This is a genomic window from Oribacterium sp. HCP28S3_H8, assembly GCF_052064775.1.
GTDB lineage: Bacteria > Bacillota > Clostridia > Lachnospirales > Lachnospiraceae > Oribacterium.
Genome location: NZ_JBQHUZ010000007.1, coordinates 154,478 through 176,104, shown reverse-complemented (window position 1 = coordinate 176,104; position 21,627 = coordinate 154,478). Strand labels below are relative to the sequence as shown.

Below are 21,627 nucleotides of genomic sequence, written 5' to 3'. Positions count from 1 at the left end.
AGTTACTAATAGGTCGAGGGCTTATCCAAAAGGTTTTTGGTCCGGTTAGGTTTGATGTTTTATGAAATGTGTTTATGGATAAAGCGGTATGCGATTTTCAAGGCATGAGAGAAGAGCAGGTCAGATGACCTGCTCTTTTTCTGTCTTTTCATATCGATCAAACTACATTATAATAACGCTATATTTATATAGTGAGTTTTACAGAAACATAGAAAGAGGTACTATGGAGCGCCATGGAAACTTCAGTGCAGATCAGGCACCGAAAAAGAAAAAAAAACATCTGTCCGGAGAAAAACCAATATCCAAGTATGCTTTAAAGCAGATGCAGAGAGAGGCGGAGGAATCAGATGAAGATGACCTCGGGCACGATATGACAGAGCAGCATTCTGAAACTAAGCGGGAGCATCGTTTGAATCATCAACCGGATTACCGTTTTGAAGCCTGCAATGAAAGCTTCACCTGTGCGTATTGCGGTAAAATTATATATCCGGAGGGGGCAGGATCGGAACATAGAAATCATTGTCCATATTGTCTCCACAGCTTACATGTAGATAATGAACCGGGAGATCGGGCATCAGTTTGTCATGGAGATATGGAACCCATTTCGGTCTGGGTACGTGACCGAGGAGAGTGGGCAATCATTCATCGCTGCAAAAAATGCGGTAAGCTAAGCTCAAATCGAGTACTTGCAGATGATAATCCGTTGGAACTCATGTCACTTGCAGTAAAGCCTCTTGCCAATCCGCCATTTCCAATGCAGTTTTTAGAGGATTTTTTAAAAAAGAAGTAAAGAAAAGGGTATAAAGAGTCATAAATAAGGAAGTTAAAATACGTAAATTATGCGCAGGATCCTGAAATTTTTAAAAAGCGGGGCTCCTGGCTTGCAACTTTATTTTGTCCGTGCTACTATTTCTAAGTTCTGGAGTAAACATTTTTACTCTAAGATGCTGTAGAGATATAACAATAATGAAATGATTGGAGACTGACATGAGCAAGATACTTGCTTTTTTACGGAAGTATCGTCATGCGTGGATTCTTTCCTATGGACTGGTTTATATTACATGGTTTTCATATCTTGAAAAACAAATAACACCAGCGACTGGATATCATATCATGCACACGGCGATGGATGACGCAATCCCATTTTGCGAATATTTTATAATCCCATACTTCCTTTGGTTCCTGTATATAGCCACAGGCATTTTCTTTTTTCTTTTTAAAAACAAGGAGGATTTTTACCGGGTTTGTGGTTTTTTGTTCAGCGGCATGACCCTTAGTCTTGTGATCTGCTCCTTTTATCCTAATGGAACAGATTTCAGACCGTTGATAGACCCTGGTAAAAATATATTTACCCGTATGGTGGCCTGGCTATACAGTGTTGATACCTGTACCAATGTTTTTCCGAGCATCCATGCGTATAATTCTATCGCAATGCACATTGCTATATGGAAAAGCAAGGATCTGGAGCAAATGAAGTATGGCAGACAGCTTAAGTATGCATCTCTGATTCTTGCAATCCTGATCTGCATGGCTACGCTTTGCCTTAAGCAGCATTCTATCCTGGATGTATGCGGTGCTATCATCCTGGCAAGCATTGTATATGGTTTTGTCTACGGATATCCGGTATTTGAGAGAGAACCGGACAGAGAAACAGAGCGTGTCCGTGTTAGATAAAATACAAAGGGTATCAGCGTGTATGCTCCTGCGCTGGAGACGTTCAGCTCCAGCGCTTTTTCTGTAAATTTTACATTGGCAGCTATGGTCACCGGATGTAATTTTGCAATTCGTAACTTAAGAATCAATATTATAGCATCAATAAACAGGAGGACTTATGAATCATCGACTCAGTATCAGAAAACTACTTATTACCGCTATGCTTTTTGCAGTGGGGTTGATACTTCCATTTCTTAACATGTATAATCCTGCGATTGGCAAAGCGCTTTCTCCAATGCATTTTCCAGCGTTTCTCACGGGAATGATCTGTGGACCCTGGTATGGTCTGCTTCTTGGATTGACCTTACCCTTGTTCCGTTCGATGACGATGGGCATGCCTCCGCTTCCGACAGCGATCTGTATGGCGATTGAGCTGGCTGCATATGGTATGGTTTCCGGTTTTATATATAAATTAAGCCGAAACCAGAAAGCTTCCGGGGTCTGGATGGCTATGATTCCTGCAATGCTTGTCGGCAGAATTATGGGAGGTCTCGTACAGGCTGTTATTGCAGGCGTTTCCGGAGGTCAGTACAGCCTGGGGATCTGGGCAGCATCCTATATAACCAGTACGATGCCGTCGGTGATTGTACAGCTGATTCTGATTCCTCTTATTATGACTGCTACGGTTAAGGCGGGTCTCATGGATCTGGATGTTGCCAGATAAAAGAAATTAATATTGGAAAGGCGAAGATGAGTTATCTCAGTAATGCCTGGGGGCATTTTAAAACGATTAATCATCATAAATACGAGGTGATGAAAAATTGTTTTAGAATCGGGCTTTATAAACAGGGTCTCCTTCATGATCTGTCCAAGTATTCATGGACAGAATTCAGAACCGGTATTCATTACTACAGAGGTTACCGCAGCCCTAATTCGGTAGAACGGATTGAAACGGGAGTTTCTCCGGCATGGCTCCATCACAAAGGTAGAAATAAACACCACTTTGAGTACTGGGTAGACTATGACCTTGAAAAAAAGGGTACAATGGTTGGCTGCCGTATGCCATATCGATATGTTGCCGAGATGTTTTGCGACAGAGTTGCGGCAAGCAAGGTATATAAGGGGAAAGAATACAATAATTCCTGCCCGTGGGAGTATTTCAAGCCGTCAAAGGATAGTACCTTGATTCATCCGAAAACACGGGAGGAGCTTACAAAGCTCCTCCTGATGCTGCGGGATCAAGGAGAAGAGGAAACGTTCCGGTATCTCAAGCAGGAGGTCAAACGCCGACGAAAGGCACATGATTATTTTTAGTAAATGAAGCTGATCACAAAAGCGCATTGAAAATCCGAAGTGAAGTAATATTTCCAATTTTAATTTTGACGAAAATTATTTTTTTGAAATATGCGCTTGACATTTTTGTAGTAATTTACTAAAATAAATAATGCGTCTTGAAAAAGACACATTGTGCGTGCGTAGCTCAGCTGGATAGAGCGTCTGGCTACGGACCAGAAGGTCGCGTGTTCGAATCATGTCGCACGCATCTAATAACAGGTGTTATGAAAAAAGCAGGTACAGATTGTTGTATCTGCTTTTTTCATATTATTTTTAGCGCTAAAGTACTTAGCTTAAGAGTAAGTACCTTAGCGCTTATTTCTACACTGCGACATATCAAGAGCTAATATGTGAAGGGTAGTTTCTGCTACCAAATACATATTGGCTGCGGGCTCTTTTTGTGGTGGAAATAGCAGCAGTTAATATGGGAGGTGAAAGCCGAAGTTATTGGAATCCCGTAAACTGCTGCTTTATATTTTTATCACAAAGGAGCGTGTTTCATGGAAAAAGAAATCTGTGATGAGAGCAACGGGCTGTATTATACCCTGCATGGTGACTATTATCTGCCCAATTTGGTGCTGCCAGAACCGGCAAAAGTAAGCCTTGGAAAGTATGGCATCCTTCGCCGGGAGTACCTGAAGGAGCACCGACCTGTTGTTTATGAAACCATGCTGCTGACCGGGGAATTGTTTGAGCATCTGGCTGAGGTCGATTCCAGTTGTCGGAGCATGATGGATCGATTAATCCCGGAAATGGCAAAGGCGGAGGGAATTACGGAAGAACTCAAGGCACGGGATCAGATGCGCTGGGTGGGGCTTATGAACAACATCCATTCCGCAGCAGAGGAAATCGTAATGAAGGAGCTGGTGTACGCATGAGCCAGCTCAGGGAAATTCTTACCCGTCAGCTTACAGAGCATCCTATTGACTTCGGCATGAGCGAAGCCACAGCTATCTTGGAGTTTCTGTACACAGCATATTGCTTATCCAGAGAAAGCGCCCCTCCGGAGACCAAATCGCTATTCGCACAGCTGGGAGAGTATTTGGAGACACTTCCTCTGGATACGAACAACGCCATGTTCTTAATTATCATCAAGCTCTGCATCGAGCATGAGCGCAGTGCATTTGAGGAAGGTATCCGTTGGGGTGCACAGCTGGCTTTGGAGATGGAATAACCGGTGGGTATTCTTCTAAGCAAAGGAAAAACGAGGATGCGTGGGTTTTGCCCATGCATCCTCATTCCTTTTTTAGATAACTATTCTGTATATGTTTCCTTGCAATGCACCGAACAAAATTCATCCTCGCTATTCTGTGCAATAAAAGCCCTCTGGCAATTCTTGCACATCCGCAGCGGATTCTTTGTATCAGTCAAGGCCAGTGAGAACAACATTCGTATACCCACCAGCAGGGAGTGAAAATCCCAGACCAGCATAGGAACCTCCCACAGTTCTATGTGGTAGGTTGGTGCATTGCCGTCAAAGGCTGCCATACCCATCTTGTAGAGCCGGAGAGAATCTTCATCCAAATATTCACGATCCCTATAGTACAGGAACGAGGACATAAATGTGAATGCCCAGTCTTTGAATACCTTCACCAGCCAGTCGTAGGGTTCCCCATAGTATCGCAGAAAGCTCATAACCTCAGCCTGCGGTTCCCGGTGAAAAGCGGCAATCAGCGCAATCATTGTTTGATCGGTTTCTTCCCATGTGGATTCCATCCCCTTTTTGCGGAACTGCGGCTTATCAAAAGGGGAAAACAAATTCATATATGACTCGGTGTCCATAACTTCATCCCGTAGAAATTCATTCTTCGGCAGATATACCTTTTCATATTCCACAAATTTGGGCATGGTAGGTAATGCAGCAATCAGACTCAGCAAACCGTATTTTCTGGCAAAGCTCAGAATGGCATCCTGAATCTTTTTCTGTGGTTCTTTTCGGAAGATCATCAGCCCAATATCCAAGGCGTTTATCACCAGATCATCGGCGCACTGCATGGGATCGTAAATCTCCGGCATGGCGGTTTTTCGGAGCATCAGATACAGCTTGCCGTTCTTCTCCCGCCATTCATAGTTTTTGTACCGAACCCAACTGGATGCGGTGTGCTCAAACAGCTTGTTCATTGGGCATTTCCTCTCTTTCTTCTATCTCTTCGCCGGGTTCTGTGTTGTTAATTAGGCCGGCAGCATATTTCTCCATGAACCGCCGTTCCCGGATGGAAAGACTGTACCCAGACAGCTTTAATTCGCAGAGGGAACTGTACAGCCGCTTCTGTACTTTCCTGAGAGCGGTTGACCGCACCTTTCGGATATTTCTGTCCGTCTGGCCATAGATTTCAGCCAGCTTCACAGCCTTGTATTGCTGGAGCTTCAGGAAATACAGCAGTTCTTTATGTTCTTCTTTCTGCCGGAATACGGCACTGCGAATGTAATCTTTGGAGCTAAGATCGTGCATTTCATAGGGACAGTCATTGAGGTAATCCAGGAAATTGCCCTGCTGAATCTGCCGAACTACTGGATTGCACTTCCAGAGTGGGAACACAACATAGTCATAGGTCATATCAAATTCCAGCGGGACAGCACCACGGGAGATGGTATGTGCTCGCTCCTTCCGCTCCCGGTTTCGCTCCTGCTTGTCCCATTCTTTTATTACTGCTTTGAAATCCTCCTCCGTCCGGGCTGCTTCCTCCAATCGGGTCAGGGCTTCTGCTTTCAATTCCCGTTTCAGCTTTGTCCGCTCTGTGATGGGAACCTCTGTCACAGTGGGAGCCAGCTCCATTAACACTTTTTCTTCTGCAAGGATGGATTGCAATTCCTCCTCCGGGAGTTCATTGCCATCCTCATCATATTGAATTTCTTCCGACCTTGAATTGCTAGATCGGTTATTTTTATGCCGTATTGTGTTATCCACATATTCATACTCGGGGACATTCCATTCCAAGGGAACAACCTCCTAATTCTGGGCGATACCTGCCCTATTTTCAGCCTATTTTAGCACAGCATACTGTCCAATAATCTGTACTGAATCCACTCTGCGCCCAAAGTCAAATGTAAAAGTTTTATGAACCGCAAAAAAAGTTCCGAAATTTTGCCTCCAATCTCCTGTTATTGGAAGCGAAAAGCAGCCTTGGCAAAATGCGCTGCTTTCAATCTTTGAGAAGGAGGTTTTTGCCTATGAAGAAACGATAGCATTCCCCGTCCGTCAGTCTACCAATCATAACAAACAAGAAAGGAAAATTACCATGAAAATTGTCAACACAAAACACATGATGCAGTATTTGCAGGAAAGAGAGGCTAAATGGGTAAAGAAACGAATGTCTTTACGATGATCCGCCGAATCGGAGGTACCAGCTACAGGATGAAGGTTGTATTCTCACCGGATGCCACCGAAACCATGTCTGAGAAAATTCTCCGCATGATACGTGCGTGTATCGGATGCTTCCGTAGCACTCCGACTCGGCCTAACAAAATGGTGAAGAGATCCGTTTGCGCGAAATGCTGCTGCAGTTTTTTGACTCCAGAAAGATACAATTCAATACAAATGTTGCGAGATTATCAAAAAAAGAAGGGAATTGTGTGGATAATTAGCAAAAGTACTGTCTTGCTTTTTGCGGAGGGGTTCCGATATAATTTAATACAAATGAACACAAAATCACTATGTTTATGAACATGGAGAATGAATGATGAATACGATGAACAGCCTTAACTCCGAGAGCGCCGAGCCTCTGTATCGGCAGCTTGCGGACAAATTGAAGAAAGAAATGGATGATGGCATACTCTTGGCCGGCAGCAAACTGCCAACGGAGAACGAGTTAGTTGAAACATACAAAGTCAGCCGTGTAACCGTAAGAAAAGCGCTGGATTCACTGACGCAACAGGGATACCTGGAAAGACGCTCCGGAAAGGGCACCTTTGTTGCGGAAAAGAAAATCCAGCGGGAGCTATCCGGCGTTATTGGCTTTACGGAAATGTGTCGTATGATGGGATGCATTCCAGGCTCCAAGGTGATTAAGCTGAGTAAGGAATATCCCAGTGAGAAGGACGCGCAGCAGCTGCGGATTTCGGAAGACAGCCAGATTGTTGTAATTGAGCGAGTCCGCAGTGCCGATGGGGTGCCGGTTGTCATTGAGTGCTGTAAGTTTCCGGAGGATTTTCTGTTTCTTATGCAGGAAAATCTGGAGGATATATCGCTCTATGACCTGATTCAGAGGAAAAAGAATATTCATTTCTCAAAATCGGTAAAGACACTGGATATTGTGTATGCCACCAGTCAGGAGGGCCGATTCCTGGGTGTGGCCAAGGGATATCCGCTGCTGAGAATTGAAAGCGTTGTGGAGGATTCAACCGGGGTATTCCGTCATCTTTCCAAGCAGCTTTGTATTGGAGACAAATTCAAACTCATGGTTTGACATAGAAAGGCATATGAGCTCGCATCAAAGAAAGGATGCGAGCTTAATTATTTCCTAAATGTATTTCAATGTATTAGATATGTTATAATCACTAAAACAGCGCACTCAATTTTTTACAATGTGCCAAAAATGGATGATGCCTGTGGAATACTGTTGACATCCGATCCTAATATTCCTATAATGTCATCAATACATAGCAATACATATCAATACAAAAGATTACAAAATGCTGAATGGATTGCTTGTTAGAGACGGTGTGCACACACTCTCGAAATGATTCCGGCACCTACAGAGAAAGAGAAGCAGAACGTCATGAACTTTGTTTGTCCGTATTTGTGGGAAAATTAAAAACAAAGTATTTTAGGAGGATTTCTATGTTCTGGATTGAGCTCGTCATTCTGCTGGTTCTGATCGCATGGGGCGTCCGCAAAGGCGGCGTGTTCCTGACTCTGGCCGGCGGCTTTGGCGCCTTTATTTTCACTTTCCTGTTCAAAACTCCCATGTCCGATCCCCCCATGACGGTTTTGAGAATCATCATGTGTGTGGTTATCGCCGGCGGTGCCATGCAGGCAGCCGGTGGTATCGATTACCTGGTTGCTCTGGCTGAAAAGATTATGAGAAAGCATCCCAAATCTATCACCATTGTTGCCCCTCTGGTTAGCTGGGTTTTCGTTTTCTGCTGCGGTACCGGCCACATTCTGTGGAGTCTGCTGCCCATCATCAATGAGATCGCTATTGAAAATGACATCCGTCCCGAGCGTCCTATCGCTGCATCCGTTGTTTCCAGCCAGAACGCCGTCTGCGGCACTCCTCTGGCTGCTGCTACCGCTGCACTGGTTGGCTTCCTCGAAGCTTCCGGCAGCGTTGATATGATCAAGGTTCTAATGGTTGTTATTCCCGCAACCCTGCTGGGCTCTCTGGCTTCTGGCCTCATCATGCTGAAGAAGGGCAAGGAGCTAGCTGACGATCCCGAGTTCCAGGCCCGCGTTGCCAATGGCACTCTGGTTCTGAAGGAGCACACCGGTAAGGTCGTTGATACCTCCACGTTCAGCAAGCAGTCCAAGATTTCCGTTGTCACCTTCCTGGTTGCTATGGCTGTCATCGTCCTGCTGGGCGTTATCAAGCCCCTGCGTCCTGTCCTGTCCGACGGCAATACTCTGGGCATGACTGATATCATTCAGATCTTTATGCTGATGGCTGCCGGCGTTATTTGCATGGTAATGGACAAGAAGCCGGATGCTATCCTGGATAGCCCCGTGTTCCGTTCCGGCGTGTTCGCCGCTGTTATTACTCTGGGCCTGTGCTGGATGGTCAACATCTTCATTGGTGCTCAGTCCTCCTACCTGACCGAGGTTGTTTCCCAGTTCACCAACAAGTATCCCTGGGTATTCATCATTGCCTGCTATCTGGTCGGCAACATCACTACTTCTCAGGGCTCCACCACCGCCATCGTGATTCCTTTGGACCTGGCTCTGGGCATCAGCACTCCCGTCCTGCTGGCAGGCTGGGTTGTAATCGGTTCCCACTTCCTGATCCCCGCAGCTTCCGAAAGCCTGGCTGCCATCGCTTTCGATACTGCCGGAACCACCAAGATCGGCAAGTTCGTTTTCAACACCAGCTACCTGCTGCCTTCTGTGGTCATGGCTGTTGTTGACTCTGTTGTGGCCTTTGCTCTGGCCAGCATCATCATCTAATTCTCTTTATACAGGGGCGGAATTTCCTCTCCATCCCGCTCCTTATCTTTTCCGTCTGGAGGCGTTTGCTATGAAATTCACACTGATGAGCTACCATTATTTGCGTTATCCAATCCGGAAATATTTGGATAAAATGGAGCGTTCCGAGCTGGATGGAATCGACATTTACTGCACCGGCCCCCAACTGAACCCATTTGACTATTCTCTTGGCGACCTGATTCAGCTGAATCGGGACATCAAGGACCGCCATTTGAGCCCCTATGTACTGACCGCAGAAAATTGCGTATATCCTGTCAATCTTGCTACCTCCGATCTGCAGACATGGGAATCTACCCAGCGCTACTACCAGCGGCTGATCGATTCAGCCCAGTTCCTGGAATGCCCCCATATTCAGATATGTCCTGGCTCCGGCTACTTTGATGCAGACAAGGCAGAAGCCTGGGAACGTCAGGTGGAAGCCGTCCAGAATCTGTGCGAATATGCAGGCCACAAGGGCGTGTCCATTTTCCTGGAAACCTGCAAAAAAACCACTACTAATTTGATTGTAACCAGCAAAGAGCTGAAGCAGTTCCTGGACGATGTGAATTCTCCCTATCTGATGGGATTGTCCGATACCGATCAGATGTCCCAAGCCGGTGAACATATTAACGACTATTTTGACAACCTTGGCGACAAATATGGCTTCGTTCATTTCAGTGATTTGAACCATACCATCCCCGGCACCGGCGGCCTGCCCATGAAGGAGTACTACGATACCCTTGTAAAGCGCGGTTATGAAGGCTGGTGCTCCTGTGAGATGTGCAGCCGGGATTATTATGTGGATCCGGATGCAGCCACAGATGCCTACATCAATTTCATCCGGAATGTGCTGCAGGCTTAATAAATGTAATTAGTCACTTCTCTTTACCGGTTCCCAGGCAGTTCACATAGATAGCTACGCAGGTGTGACTCTGATTTCCCGGAGAGGCTTTTCCTGCTTCTCTTTCTCTCCGGGAAATCCCTGGGCAGCCCAAACGAGTCTGAAAGGAGTTTTATTATGAAATTCGCTCCCATGAGTTACCATTATCTCCGTTATCCTATTGAAAAATTTCTGGATAAGGTAGAGCGCTCCCCGTTTGACAGCATTGACCTGTACTGCTGCGCTCCTCAGCTGAATATGTTCGACTATCCGGTCAGTAGTCTGATTGAGCTGGACAAGAGCATTAAGCGCCACAACCTGAAGGTTATGGCCATGACCCCGGAAAACTGCACCTACCCTGTAAACTTCTGCACCCAGAATCCCATTACCCGGGAGTCCAGCATCCGCTATTATCAGCGGGCAGTGGACACCGCACAGTTCCTGGAATGTCCTGCTATCCAAATCAGCACTGGCTTCGGATATTTCGATATGCCCCGGGAAGATGCCTGGAATTATTGCCGAGACAGCGTAGGTACACTGGCTGCTTATGCCGAACGTAAGGGCATTAAGCTGCTTCTGGAGGAACTGAAAGTAACCACCACCAATGTTCTGATCAAGAGCACTGACCTTGCAAAAATGATCGAAGAAATCGGTTCCCCTGCTGTTGTTGGCATGGTGGATATGGATCAGATGACCTATGCAGAAGAAACCATTGATGATTATTTTGCCAATCTGGGTGACAAGCTTCAGCATATTCATTTTAATGACCGTGGTCACACTGTGCCCGGTGACGCCGATTTCCCCATGAAGCAGTATTACGACCAGATCAAAGCCCATGGCTACGAAGGTACCGTTTCCTTCGAGATCTGCGACCGTCGGTACTATTGCGATCCTGACAAGGCTATCGATGATACCATCGCATGGTTCAAGGCCAACACCAATGAGTTGGATTGAGACTGGAGGCCTGCAATATGTGGATTCATGATATGTTCGGCGTGGAAAAGCCGATTATTGCTCTGCTGCATCTGGATGCCTTGCCCGGTGACCCCGGCTTCTGCGGCAGCCTGGATACGGTACTGGAGCATGCAGGAGCAGATCTGAAAGCCCTGCAGGATGGCGGCGTGGACGGCATTCTCTTTGCCAACGAGTTCAGTTTGCCCTACCAACCGGTTGCGGATATTGCAACGATTTCTACCATGGCCTACATCATCGGCGCTTTGAAATCCGAAATCAAGGTTCCTTTTGGCGTAAATGTGGTCAAGAACCCAATCGCCACCATTGACCTGGGCGCTGCTACCGGTGCCAAATTCGGAAGAAGCTGCTTCTCCGGTGCTTATATGGGCGAATATGGCCTCTACACCTCCAACAGTGGTGAAGCCATCCGTCACCGCAAGGCTCTGGACATTGAGGACTTTAAGCTGCTCTTCAAGGTCAATCCCGAGGCTGACACTTATCTCGTACAGCGGGATGTGAAAGTGGTTGCGAAATCCATTATGTTCGGTGGTTTTGCGGATGGACTGTGCGTTTCTGGTGCTGCTGCCGGCTGCGAGCCGGACAATGGTATCCTCAGTGAGGTCTATTCTGTCGCAAAGTCCCGGAATGTTCCTGTGTTCTGCAATACTGGCTGCCGACATGACAATGTGCGGGACAAGCTGACCCGCTGCGATGCCGTTTGCATGGGCACCGCTTTCAAGAAGGATGGCATATTCAATGGCCGCGTGGATGTTGAAAGAGTCCGCAGCTTTATGGATATTGTTGCGGATATCCGCAATGGAAACTGACACGGAGGCTGTGTATGAAGAAGTATTTTGTTGGCATTGATATTGGCACCTTTTCTTCCCGCGGAATGCTTCTGGATGACTGCTACTGGGTTGTAGCGGATGTCTCCACTCCCCACACCATGGACAACCCCCGGCCGGGCTGGTTTGAACACGATGCGGAGGAAGTTTGGTGGAAGGATCTGTGCATTCTTTCCAGGTCACTTTTGCAAAAAAGTGGAGTGGATCCAAAGCAGATTGCCTGCATTGGGCTCAGCGCACTCGGCACCGACTGCCTGCCTGTGGACGAAAACTGCAAACCCCTGCGCAAGGCGATTCTCTACGGCATTGATTCCCGGGCCGGTGAGGAGATAAAGTGGCTGACGGAATACTACGGCGAGGATAAGGTACAGGAGCTCTTCGGTCACCCCATCTGCTCCGGCGATACGGCTACCAAGATTCTGTGGATCCGCAATCACGAACCAGATGTTTATGCCAAAACTTATAAATTCTTAACCGGCAGCTCCTATCTTACCGCAAAGCTCACAGGGGAGTATGTAATTGACCAATTCCTGGCAAAAGGCTCCTTCCGGCCCCTTTATCGCGGGGACGGCTCCGTAAATTCCGAAACCGTCTGCCTGTATTGCCGCCCGGATCAGATCGCCCGGTCTCTTTACTCCAATGAGCTTGCCGGAACCGTAACGGCCCAGGCCTCAGCGGAAACCGGATTTGCCGAAGGTACACCGGTTATTACCGGCACCGGCGACTCCACCTCTGAGTCCATCAGTGTAGGTCTGACCGAGCCGGGAACCGCCTTTTTCCAGTACGGCTCCTCCATGTTTTTCTACTACTGCGTGGATCGCTTCTTCGACAACTACATTTCCCCGGAGGGCAACGGCTCCATTAAGGGCGGTAAGGTCTTTACCGTACCCGGAACCTACTGCCTGGGTGACGGCACCAATGCCGCCGGAACCCTGACTCGTTGGGTGCGGGATACCTTCTATTCCGCTGAGGCTGCCGCTGAGCAGCAGGGAGGCGAAAATGCTTATTCCGTGATGGCAAAAGAGGCGGCGGACATTCCTGCCGGATGTGATGGCCTGATTATGCTGCCCTATATCTACGGCGAGCGCAGCCCTATTCAGGATCCTATGGCTACCGGACTGCTCTTTGGCCTGAAGGGAAAGCATACCCGGGCACATATTAACCGTGCCGCCCTGGAGGCTGTGGGTTATTCCACCCTGCAGCATCTGAAGCTCTTCAAAGAGATGGGTGTGGGCGTAAAATCCATGATTACTGCCGGCGGCGGTACCAGAAACAGAACATGGATGCAGATTATCTGTGACATGGCGGGCCTTCCCATCACCATTCCGGAGCCCTTCCAGTGCTCGGCGTATGGCGATGCCATGATGGCGGCGCTGGGAGCCGGCCAGCTGAAGGATTTCTCCGAGCTGCGTAAGGCCCTGCCAAAGGGTAAGGTTCTTTATCCCAACATGGAAAATCATATTCTTTATGAAAAGAATTATCAAATTTTCCGCGATCTGTACCACAATAATCGGCAGTTAATGCATACTCTTGCAGAGAACTGCTGAAAGGAAAGGATTCTAAACTATGGTTATTGATACACACGTCCGTCCGGCGCTGTATGCGCCCATCTGCCAGGATAAGGAAGCTTTCCGGAAGCGCTGCGATGAGATGAATTATCATCTTATGGGCCCTGCCTCCATTGATCTGCTGAAGGAGCAGTATGCGCTGGCGGATATTGAGCATGTGTTTCTCCTGCCGGAGGATTGCACTGCCGAAACCAGCACTGCCTCCATCTCCAATGAGGACATCGCAAAGCTGGTGGCCTGTGACCCCGAAATGTTCTGGGGCTTTGCATCTGTTGATCCCAGAAATGCCGATGCCGAGGAGAAGCTGATTCAGGCTTTTGAGGAATACAAGCTGCTTGGCCTCTATGTTAATACCGCGCGGCTTCACATTTACCCCAATGATCCGAGATTAATGAAGCTGTATGATATCTGCGCCCGAATGGACAAGCCAATCATTTTCCAGGCAGGCCTGTGTCTGGAGCGCAATGCGCTTTCCAAGTTCTGCCATCCTATGGAATTTGAGGAGATTGCAGCCAAATATCCGGATACAAACATCTGCCTGGCTCATGTGGGTTGGCCCTGGGTACAGGAGACGGCTGCGCTGCTGATTAAGTATCCCAACCTGTACACCAATACAGCGCTGATGAATTTTGACGGTCCCTATCAAATTTATCACAAGGTATTTCTAGAGGATATGGGGCAGTATTGGGTAGAGCATAACATTGCTGACCAGGTAATGTTTGGCTCTGACAGTCCCCGAATCCGCCCGGTCCGCAGCAAGCGGGGATTGGACAGCCTGAACTTCTCCAAGGACACCATGGAGAAAATCTACTGGAAAAATGCCCTGCGATTCCTGAAACGGGAGGTTTGATCATGAAGTTTGAACTGAAGGAAATTTCAATCCGTGCCAAACAGGAATTTGAAATGATTAATATTACCGAGCAGGTGAAGGATACCGTCCGTGAATGCGGTATCTCCAACGGCATCGTGTATGTGATTACCGAGCATACCACCACGGGCATCGCCGTAAACGAAGCCCTTCCCTGCGTGGAAAAGGACATCATGCAGACATTGGATCGGCTGATTCCGGAAAACTACCCTTACAACCACAATCACTATCTGCCCAGCTACGGAACCATCGGCGGAAATACCCCCGGCCATCTGAAATCTCTGCTGACAGGAAATCACTGCGTATTCCCCATTGTTGAGGGCAAGGTGAAGCTGGGAAGTGCAGCGGATATTTACTTCTGCGAATATGACGGTATCAAAAACAGAAAATACATGATTTATGTGATGGGAGAGTAACTGATGAAGAAAACCATTGCAATGGCAGACAACTGCATCGACGTGTACTATAAGCTGGACCGGTACTACCTGACCGGCAACAGCATTGACTTTGCATTCAACTATAAGGATATGGGCGGCGACGTGACCGAGATGACCATTCTTGGAAACGATGTCTTCGCCATGGCACTGGAGGAGCGCCTGAAGGAGCGGGACATCCCCCTGCGTATCCTGAAGCATGTGGACAAGCCCACCGGAATGGCTACAATGGATATCGTAGATGGCGATAAAAAGCATCTGCATTTCGAGGGCAATGCCATGGAAGAAATTGAGCTGAGTCCTGATGACCTGGAATTTGTGAAGCAGTTTGACATCGTCTATTCCGAACGCTGGGCGAAGGTCAGCCGCTATATCAAGGAACTGAAGCAGCCCGGTCAGATCTGGGTCTATGATTTCTCCAAGCGTTTGGAGCTGCCCGGCAACGACGATCTGCTTCCTTATCTCGACTACGCGTTCTTCTCCTATGATGCGGATGATGATTACATCCGGCAGTTTATGGTGAAGACAAAGCAAAAAGGTACCGGCTGCGTCATTGCGATGCTGGGCGAGCATGGCAGCCTTGCCTACGACGGCAATCAGTTCTATAAGATTGATTCTTTCTCCGTCCCAGTTGTGAATACTGTAGGCGCCGGCGACAGCTATATTGCAGCCTTTACCTATGGCCTGAGCCTGGGTGAGGATATCCCCGCCTGCATGGCACGGGGCCGCGAACGGGCAACGAAGGTCATTCAGCAGTTTAACCCCTATCTGTAATCAAAAAAACCAATATTGGAGGAAAATACTATGACTTACAAAAGCACTGACATCAAAAATATTGTTTCCGAGATCCTGGAAGCAAAAAGGGACATCGGCGGCGTAAAGTCCCTGTACTATGTGGGCTGCGGCGGCTCCTGGGGCGCCCTGTATCCTGCAAAGACCTTTATGGAGAAGGAGTGCTCCAACATTAAGTGCGCGCTGATCAGCTCCAACGAGTTTGTTCACAGCACTCCCAAGGATTTTGGCAAGAACTCCGTGATCTGCCTGTCCTGCCACAAGGGCAACACCCCCGAGACCATTGCCGCTGCCAAGATGGGCAAGGAAATGGGTGCAACCGTTATCCTGCTAACCTGGCTGGAGCAGTCCGAAATCGTCCAGTACGGTGACTATGTTGTCTGCTATGAGTTTGATGCCTCTCCCGATCATTTGGCCGGCGACATCGATTACGCAGGCGAAAAGACCATGTGTGCTCTGCTGGTTGCTGTAGAGCTGCTGAACCAGACTGCCGGTTATGAGAACTACGATAAGTTTATGGCTGGCGTGGGTATGATTACTACCGTCATCCGCAACGCCCGTAAGCATGTTGCTAAGCGCTCTCTGGCTTTTGCAGAAGAGTACAAGAATGACAGCGTGATCTATACGATGGGTTCCGGTGCAGGTTACGGTGCTGCTTATATGGAGAGCATCTGCATTTTCATGGAGATGCAGTGGCTGGATTCCAGCAGCATCCACACCGGTGAGTTCTTCCACGGCCCCTTTGAAATCACCGATACAAACCGACCCTTTATGATTCAGATTTCCGAGGGCTCTACCCGTGCCCTGGATGAGCGCGCGCTGAAGTTCCTCAAGACCTATGCAAAACGTATTGAGGTTCTGGATGCCAAGGAGCTGGGCCTGAGCGTCATCGATGCCTCCGTTGTGGATTACTTCAACCACTCCCTGTTCAACAACGTGTATCCCATCTATAACCACGATCTTGCCGAGGCCCGGAAGCATCCCCTGTCCACCCGCCGTTATATGTGGAAGGTTGCGTACTAATATACCGTTTTCCAGAGGAGTACGATCATGAAAGATGCAAAAATCATCGCTATCGGTGATAATGTTTGTGATAAATATCTTTCCCGTGGAAAAATGTACCCCGGCGGCCAGTGCGTCAATACCTGCGCCTATGCAGGCATGAATGGTGTTGCCTCTGCTTATCTGGGGAAATTCGGTACAGATGAAGTGTCTGCCTGCGTTCAGGAGACGCTGGATACCATGCAGGTGGACCGTTCTCACTGCCGCCAATATCCCGGTGACAACGGCTTTGCCCTGGTTACATTAAAGGGAAATGACCGGGTTTTCCTGGGCAGCAATAAGGGAGGCATTGCTAAGGAGCATGCCTTTGATTTCACTGCGGAGGATTTGGAGTATATCAAGGGCTTTCAGGTGATTTATACCAACCTGAACTCCTATATTGAAGAGGATCTTCCTCAGCTGGAGGCAACCGGTGTTCCCATCGCCTATGATTTTTCCACCCGCTGGACGGATGAATATCTGGCTAAGGTCTGCCCGCATATCCAGGTTGCGCTGCTCTCCTGCGCACATCTGACCGCTCAGCAACGGGAGGAAGAAATGATGAAGGCTGCTTCCTACGGCGTTCCCATTGTTTTGGGTACGATCGGTGAGGACGGTTCCTATGCTCTGGTAAACGGTAGATTTTTCTTTGCAAATGCTGTTCACGCAGATGATGTGATTGATACCATGGGTGCAGGCGACAGCTATTTTGCTACATTCCTGTGCAGCCTGCTGAAGTCATCCAAAACCGGCAAATTGCTGGAGGGAACAGATTCTGAAATGGCTGCAAGCATCAAAAAAGCGATGAATGACGGAGCTGTCTTTGCTGCCCATGTCTGCGCCATGGAAGGTGCTTTTGGATACGGCACCCCCATTTTGGGAAAAACAGAAGTATAAAGGAGTGTTTCTTATGAAAAGACCCGATATGTACGAAAACAACGGTGAGGGAATCCTCTGCGTATACAAAAACGAGAAATGGCTGGTTTCCATTAAGAACTGGAAACCCGATAACGACATTGCTGGAATCGCCCATCTGGAGGTTCACCACTCCACCGATGAACAGTTCATCCTCTCCGCAGGCAAAGCTATTCTGATTACTGCCGAACGAGAGAATGATGCCTTCAAAGATATTTGCCTGACTCCCATGGAACTTGGAAAGGTCTACAATGTTCCTTCTGAATGCTGGTTTTATTCCATTACCCAGAAGGACACCAAGATGATGTATGTCCAGGATTCCAATTGCTCCATGGAGAACAGTGACTTTTCAGATCTGACTGCCGAGGATATTGCTTTTATTCAGGCAGAAGCCGGAAAGCTGTTTGCTGAATAATGGCCTTCCGATTTGCTTTGTTTGACTTTGACGGTGTGATTGCGGATACCGAAACCAGTAATAAAGAGTTTTTGGAAAAGGCATTGGCTGTATTCGGCGTAACACTGACAGACGAGGAACGCATGAGTCTGGTGGGGACCAATGATCCCCACCGGATTGAGCGTTTTCTCTCCCGTGCAAACCGTACGGTTACCATGGAAGAATACCGTGCACAGCGGATTGTTTCCGGGAATACCTATGAAAACGGTGATATTGCTCCAATGCCCGGATTGATTTCGCTCCTGCGTGATTTCCGCAGTAAGGGAATCCGAACTGCTGTGGTGTCCATGACCAGCTTACGTCTGATATCCATCGGCCTGGAGCGAATGGGCATGACAGACTTGTTTGATACTGTCATCGGCGGTGATATGGTTACAAATCATAAGCCCAATCCGGAGCCTTACCAAATGGCAATGGAGCGTCTCGGTGCACGGCCGGAGGAATGTATTATATTTGAAGATTCTCCTGTAGGAATCAGTGCCGGTAAAGCGGCGGGCGCCTTTGTGGTTGGCTATACAGGCGCTTCGATCCAACAGGATACCTCTGAGGCCGACTGCGTACTTGACTGCTTCCCTGATTTTTATTCTGTTATCAGTCTAGATGAACCTCCTGTTTCCTAATGAAAGCTCCCTGCAGAATCTTTTCTGCAGGGAGCTTTCATATCACCGGATATAATACGGAAGCGGCACTGACCAATCAATCGTCAGTGCCGCTTAAATATTTGCTGCAGATCCGTCAAAATACTCTTGACAAACAGCATATCAGGCTTTTTTGCTGCCACTTTCTCCGGAGGTCTCATTTACAAGGTCAGCTAAAGTATAGCGGTTCACAACTTCATAAATGGCATTGTCTATTTCCTTATAAAGAGGAAAGGTGGGACAGGAAGCAGACTTGGAGCATACAGTGCCGCCCTTCAGACAGTCCACCGGCGCCAGTGTTCCTTCTGCAGCATCCAGAATTTCTCCCACACGGATCTGATCAATTGGTCTTGTAAAAAGATATCCGCCGTGTGCTCCACGTATGCTTTTTAAAAAACCGCCCTTGACCATCAATGCAATAATTTGCTCCAGATACTTAACAGAAAGTCCCTGGCGATCAGAAATCTCTTTAATACTAACGGGTGTCTCACCATCATAGTTTTGGGCAATATCGATCAGAGTTGTAAGAGCATATCGGCCCTTGGTTGAGATCATCATCTCACTCACCTCCCAATATATACATTGAATTTAATCCTACCACATTACTAGACTTTATTCAAGCATGTTTTTAGGAATATACAAAAATAATAATGATTGTTGTTTTTATTCAAAAACACTATATTTTGAAGGTATTTGTTTGTTGACACACAATATAGCTCATTGTATACTGCAATCGCTGAGAGAGATAAGGATTTAACAAAGAGATCGACCTCGGCATCTGGTTTAATGGTTAATGTATTGGAGGATATGAGATGAGACAAGAGTGGAGAGGATTTAAGACAGGCCACTGGGTTAATGACGTAAATGTACGTTCGTTCATTCAAAATAACTATACTGCGTATGACGGAGATGCCAGTTTCCTGGCTGGTCCTACTGCAGCAACAGAAAAGCTCTGGAATGAGGTTCAGAAGCTGCAGAAGGAGGAGAGAGCCAAGGGCGGTGTTCTTGATATGGAGACCAAGGTCGTTTCCGGCATTACTGCATATGACGCAGCCTATATCACCGGCGACTCCAAGGACGAAGAAAAGGTTGTAGGTTTACAGACCGATAAGCCTCTTAAGAGAGCATTTATGCCATATGGTGGTATCAAGATGGCAGAGCAGGCATGCACAACCTATGGTTACACTCCGGATCCTGAGCTTCATAAGATTTTTACAGAGTATCATAAGACACACAATCAGGGTGTATTTGATGCATATACTCCGGAGATGATGAAGGCTCGTCATAATAAGATCCTTACCGGACTTCCGGATACCTATGGTCGTGGACGTATTGTCGGCGATTACAGAAGGGTTGCTCTTTACGGTATTGACTTCCTGATCCAGGAGAAGCAGAACGATCTTGCCAATACTGGTGACGGTACTATGACCGATGATGTAGTACGTCAGAGAGAGGAGATCTCCGATCAGATCAGAGCGCTTCGTCAGATGAAGGAAATGGCACAGTCCTATGGCTATGATATTTCCGTCCCGGCTAAGAATGCCAGAGAAGCTGTACAGTGGCTCTATTTTGGATATCTTGCAGCAATCAAGACACAGAACGGTGCAGCAATGTCCGTTGGCCGTGTTTCTACATTCCTGGATATCTATATTACAAGAGATCTCAACGAGGGTACGCTTACTGAGCAGGAAGCTCAGGAGCTGATTGACCACTTCGTCATGAAGCTGCGTATGGTAAAGTTTGCGAGAATCCCGAGTTACAATCAGCTTTTCTCAGGTGATCCTGTCTGGGCAACACTCGAGGTTGCCGGTATGGGTCAGGACGGTCGTTCCATGGTAACCAAAAATGACTTCCGTTTCCTGCATACACTTGAGAACATGGGACCGGCTCCGGAGCCAAACCTTACAGTACTGTACACCAAGAGACTTCCGGAGAACTTTAAGAAATATGCTGCCAAGATTTCTGTAACCACATCTTCTATCCAGTATGAGAATGATGATGTTATGAGACCGGTATGGGGCGATGATTACAGCATCTGCTGCTGTGTATCTGCTACGCAGACCGGTAAGGAAATGCAGTTCTTCGGCGCACGTGCCAACCTTGCCAAGTGCCTTCTTTATGCAATCAACGGCGGTATTGATGAGAAGACAAAACAGCAGGTAGGACCGGAGTACAGACCGATTACTTCCGAGTATCTTGATTATGACGAGGTAATTGAGAAGTATGACCGTATGATGGACTGGCTGGCAGGTATTTATGTCAATGTTCTGAACCTGATCCAGTACATGCATGACAAGTACTATTATGAGGCAGCCGAAATGGCTCTGATCGACACCGATGTGCGCCGTACATTCGCAACCGGTATTGCAGGCTTCTCTCATGTAGTGGATTCTCTCTCAGCTATTAAGTATGCTAAGGTAAAGACCATTCGTGATGAGGACGGTCTTGTTACCGATTACGAGATCGAGGGTGATTTCCCAAGATATGGTAACGATGATGACCGTGCAGATGACATTGCGGTCAAGCTGCTTAAGACCTTCCTTACCAAGATCAAGAAGCACCACACCTATCGTAACTCCGAGCCGACAACCTCGATTCTTACTATTACATCCAATGTTGTTTATGGTAAGGCAACTGGTTCTATGCCGGATGGACGTAAGGCAGGTGCTCCGCTTTCACCGGGAGCAAACCCAAGCTATGGCGCTGAGAAGTCCGGACTTCTGGCTTCCCTCAACTCTGTTGCCAAGCTGCCATATGAGTACGCGCTGGATGGTATTTCCAATACCCAGACAATCAACCCGGCAGCACTTGGACACAACGAGGCAGAGGAGACAGATACACTGGTAAGAGTGCTTGACGGATACTTTGCCAAGGGTGCACATCATCTTAATGTCAATGTCTTTGGTGTTGAGAAGCTCAAGGATGCTATGGAACATCCTGAGAAGCCGGAGTACGCAAACTTCACCATCCGTGTATCCGGTTACGCAGTAAAGTTCATTGATCTTACAAGAGAGCAGCAGCTGGATGTTATCTCAAGAACTGAGCATAAGGCACTGTAATCCGAACTGTAAAATCAGATTAAGACTTGCATTTTAAGTATATTAAAGCCGCCGAGACTTAAAAGCTCCGGCG

The 21,627-nt window shown here is 47.6% G+C and carries 24 protein-coding genes and 1 tRNA gene; 22 read left to right on the top strand and 3 right to left on the bottom strand.

The genetic code is table 11. The features are described 5' to 3' along the window. The first annotated feature begins 370 nt into the window (after nt 1-370). From ACTNEN_RS10000 to ACTNEN_RS09970, 7 genes are all read left to right on the top strand, one after another. A complete protein-coding gene (locus tag ACTNEN_RS10000; protein WP_441206208.1) occupies nt 371-790 on the top strand; it encodes an RNHCP domain-containing protein in 420 nt (139 codons plus the stop codon). Between the two features lie 197 nt (nt 791-987). Further along, nucleotides 988-1,674, top strand: a complete 687-nt coding sequence (locus ACTNEN_RS09995) for a phosphatase PAP2 family protein (protein ID WP_441206203.1) — start codon at nt 988-990, stop codon at nt 1,672-1,674. Nucleotides 1,675-1,831: 157 nt separating this feature from the next. Next, nucleotides 1,832-2,377 (top strand): ECF transporter S component, encoded by a 546-nt coding sequence (locus ACTNEN_RS09990; RefSeq protein ID WP_441206201.1) that lies wholly within the window; start codon nt 1,832-1,834, stop codon nt 2,375-2,377. Nucleotides 2,378-2,403: 26 nt separating this feature from the next. After that, the gene (locus ACTNEN_RS09985) at nt 2,404-2,967 is read left to right on the top strand and encodes a DUF5662 family protein (RefSeq protein ID WP_441206199.1); all 564 of its coding nucleotides are present in this window, start codon (nt 2,404-2,406) and stop codon (nt 2,965-2,967) included. A gap of 155 nt (nt 2,968-3,122) precedes the next feature. After that, nucleotides 3,123-3,196 (top strand) — tRNA-Arg (locus tag ACTNEN_RS09980). Nucleotides 3,197-3,488: 292 nt separating this feature from the next. Further along, a complete protein-coding gene (locus tag ACTNEN_RS09975) occupies nt 3,489-3,866 on the top strand; it encodes a TnpV protein (protein ID WP_441206197.1) in 378 nt (125 codons plus the stop codon). Next, complete coding sequence (locus tag ACTNEN_RS09970) at nt 3,863-4,162, top strand: hypothetical protein (RefSeq protein WP_441206196.1); 300 nt, start codon at nt 3,863-3,865, stop codon at nt 4,160-4,162. The genes ACTNEN_RS09975 and ACTNEN_RS09970 overlap by 4 nt, the downstream gene beginning before the upstream one ends. Before the next feature lie 80 nt (nt 4,163-4,242). Here ACTNEN_RS09970 and ACTNEN_RS09965 read toward each other — a convergent pair whose 3' ends face one another. Both ACTNEN_RS09965 and ACTNEN_RS09960 read right to left on the bottom strand, forming a co-directional pair. After that, entirely contained in the window at nt 4,243-5,109 is an 867-nt protein-coding gene (locus tag ACTNEN_RS09965) for a hypothetical protein (RefSeq protein WP_441206194.1), read from the bottom strand. Next, entirely contained in the window at nt 5,093-5,926 is an 834-nt protein-coding gene (locus tag ACTNEN_RS09960; RefSeq protein ID WP_441206193.1) for a sigma-70 family RNA polymerase sigma factor, read from the bottom strand. Before ACTNEN_RS09960 ends, ACTNEN_RS09965 begins: the two co-directional genes overlap by 17 nt. Before the next feature lie 357 nt (nt 5,927-6,283). Between ACTNEN_RS09960 and ACTNEN_RS09955 the strand changes: the two genes are divergently transcribed. From ACTNEN_RS09955 to ACTNEN_RS09890, 14 genes are all read left to right on the top strand, one after another. After that, a complete protein-coding gene (locus tag ACTNEN_RS09955; protein WP_441206191.1) occupies nt 6,284-6,652 on the top strand; it encodes a transposon-encoded TnpW family protein in 369 nt (122 codons plus the stop codon). 13 nt (nt 6,653-6,665) lie between these two features. After that, nucleotides 6,666-7,394: a GntR family transcriptional regulator gene (locus ACTNEN_RS09950; RefSeq protein ID WP_441206189.1), complete on the top strand. Its 729-nt coding sequence runs from the start codon at nt 6,666-6,668 to the stop codon at nt 7,392-7,394. 374 nt (nt 7,395-7,768) lie between these two features. Next, the gene (locus ACTNEN_RS09945) at nt 7,769-9,088 is read left to right on the top strand and encodes an anaerobic C4-dicarboxylate transporter family protein (RefSeq protein ID WP_441206187.1); all 1,320 of its coding nucleotides are present in this window, start codon (nt 7,769-7,771) and stop codon (nt 9,086-9,088) included. Between the two features lie 70 nt (nt 9,089-9,158). Next, on the top strand, nt 9,159-9,968 hold the full coding sequence (locus tag ACTNEN_RS09940) for a sugar phosphate isomerase/epimerase family protein (protein ID WP_441206186.1): 810 nt from the start codon (nt 9,159-9,161) through the stop codon (nt 9,966-9,968). A gap of 156 nt (nt 9,969-10,124) precedes the next feature. Next, nucleotides 10,125-10,940, top strand: a complete 816-nt coding sequence (locus ACTNEN_RS09935) for a sugar phosphate isomerase/epimerase family protein (protein WP_441206184.1) — start codon at nt 10,125-10,127, stop codon at nt 10,938-10,940. Nucleotides 10,941-10,957: 17 nt separating this feature from the next. Beyond that, nucleotides 10,958-11,767, top strand: coding sequence for a BtpA/SgcQ family protein (locus ACTNEN_RS09930; protein ID WP_441206182.1), 810 nt, complete (start codon nt 10,958-10,960; stop codon nt 11,765-11,767). Between the two features lie 14 nt (nt 11,768-11,781). Next, on the top strand, nt 11,782-13,332 hold the full coding sequence (locus tag ACTNEN_RS09925) for an FGGY-family carbohydrate kinase (protein WP_441206181.1): 1,551 nt from the start codon (nt 11,782-11,784) through the stop codon (nt 13,330-13,332). A 19-nt stretch (nt 13,333-13,351) separates the two neighbouring features. Further along, nucleotides 13,352-14,203 carry an amidohydrolase family protein gene (locus tag ACTNEN_RS09920; RefSeq protein ID WP_441206180.1) on the top strand — a complete coding sequence of 284 codons (852 nt, stop codon included), beginning with the start codon at nt 13,352-13,354 and terminating at the stop codon, nt 14,201-14,203. 2 nt (nt 14,204-14,205) lie between these two features. Then, nucleotides 14,206-14,637 carry a secondary thiamine-phosphate synthase enzyme YjbQ gene (locus ACTNEN_RS09915; protein ID WP_441206178.1) on the top strand — a complete coding sequence of 144 codons (432 nt, stop codon included), beginning with the start codon at nt 14,206-14,208 and terminating at the stop codon, nt 14,635-14,637. 3 nt (nt 14,638-14,640) lie between these two features. Continuing rightward, the gene (locus ACTNEN_RS09910) at nt 14,641-15,429 is read left to right on the top strand and encodes a PfkB family carbohydrate kinase (RefSeq protein ID WP_441206177.1); all 789 of its coding nucleotides are present in this window, start codon (nt 14,641-14,643) and stop codon (nt 15,427-15,429) included. Nucleotides 15,430-15,459: 30 nt separating this feature from the next. Further along, nucleotides 15,460-16,470, top strand: coding sequence for a phosphosugar isomerase (locus ACTNEN_RS09905; protein ID WP_441206176.1), 1,011 nt, complete (start codon nt 15,460-15,462; stop codon nt 16,468-16,470). 27 nt (nt 16,471-16,497) lie between these two features. Then, a complete protein-coding gene (locus ACTNEN_RS09900) occupies nt 16,498-17,385 on the top strand; it encodes a fructoselysine 6-kinase (protein WP_441206175.1) in 888 nt (295 codons plus the stop codon). Between the two features lie 13 nt (nt 17,386-17,398). After that, nucleotides 17,399-17,818: a cupin gene (locus ACTNEN_RS09895; protein WP_441206174.1), complete on the top strand. Its 420-nt coding sequence runs from the start codon at nt 17,399-17,401 to the stop codon at nt 17,816-17,818. Further along, nucleotides 17,818-18,477, top strand: coding sequence for an HAD family hydrolase (locus ACTNEN_RS09890; RefSeq protein ID WP_441206172.1), 660 nt, complete (start codon nt 17,818-17,820; stop codon nt 18,475-18,477). The genes ACTNEN_RS09895 and ACTNEN_RS09890 overlap by 1 nt, the downstream gene beginning before the upstream one ends. A 141-nt stretch (nt 18,478-18,618) precedes the next feature. Here ACTNEN_RS09890 and ACTNEN_RS09885 read toward each other — a convergent pair whose 3' ends face one another. After that, complete coding sequence (locus tag ACTNEN_RS09885; RefSeq protein WP_441206170.1) at nt 18,619-19,053, bottom strand: RrF2 family transcriptional regulator; 435 nt, start codon at nt 19,051-19,053, stop codon at nt 18,619-18,621. A gap of 254 nt (nt 19,054-19,307) precedes the next feature. Between ACTNEN_RS09885 and pflB the strand changes: the two genes are divergently transcribed. After that, entirely contained in the window at nt 19,308-21,554 is a 2,247-nt protein-coding gene (gene pflB / locus ACTNEN_RS09880; protein ID WP_441206169.1) for a formate C-acetyltransferase, read from the top strand. Nucleotides 21,555-21,627: the final 73 nt, after the last annotated feature.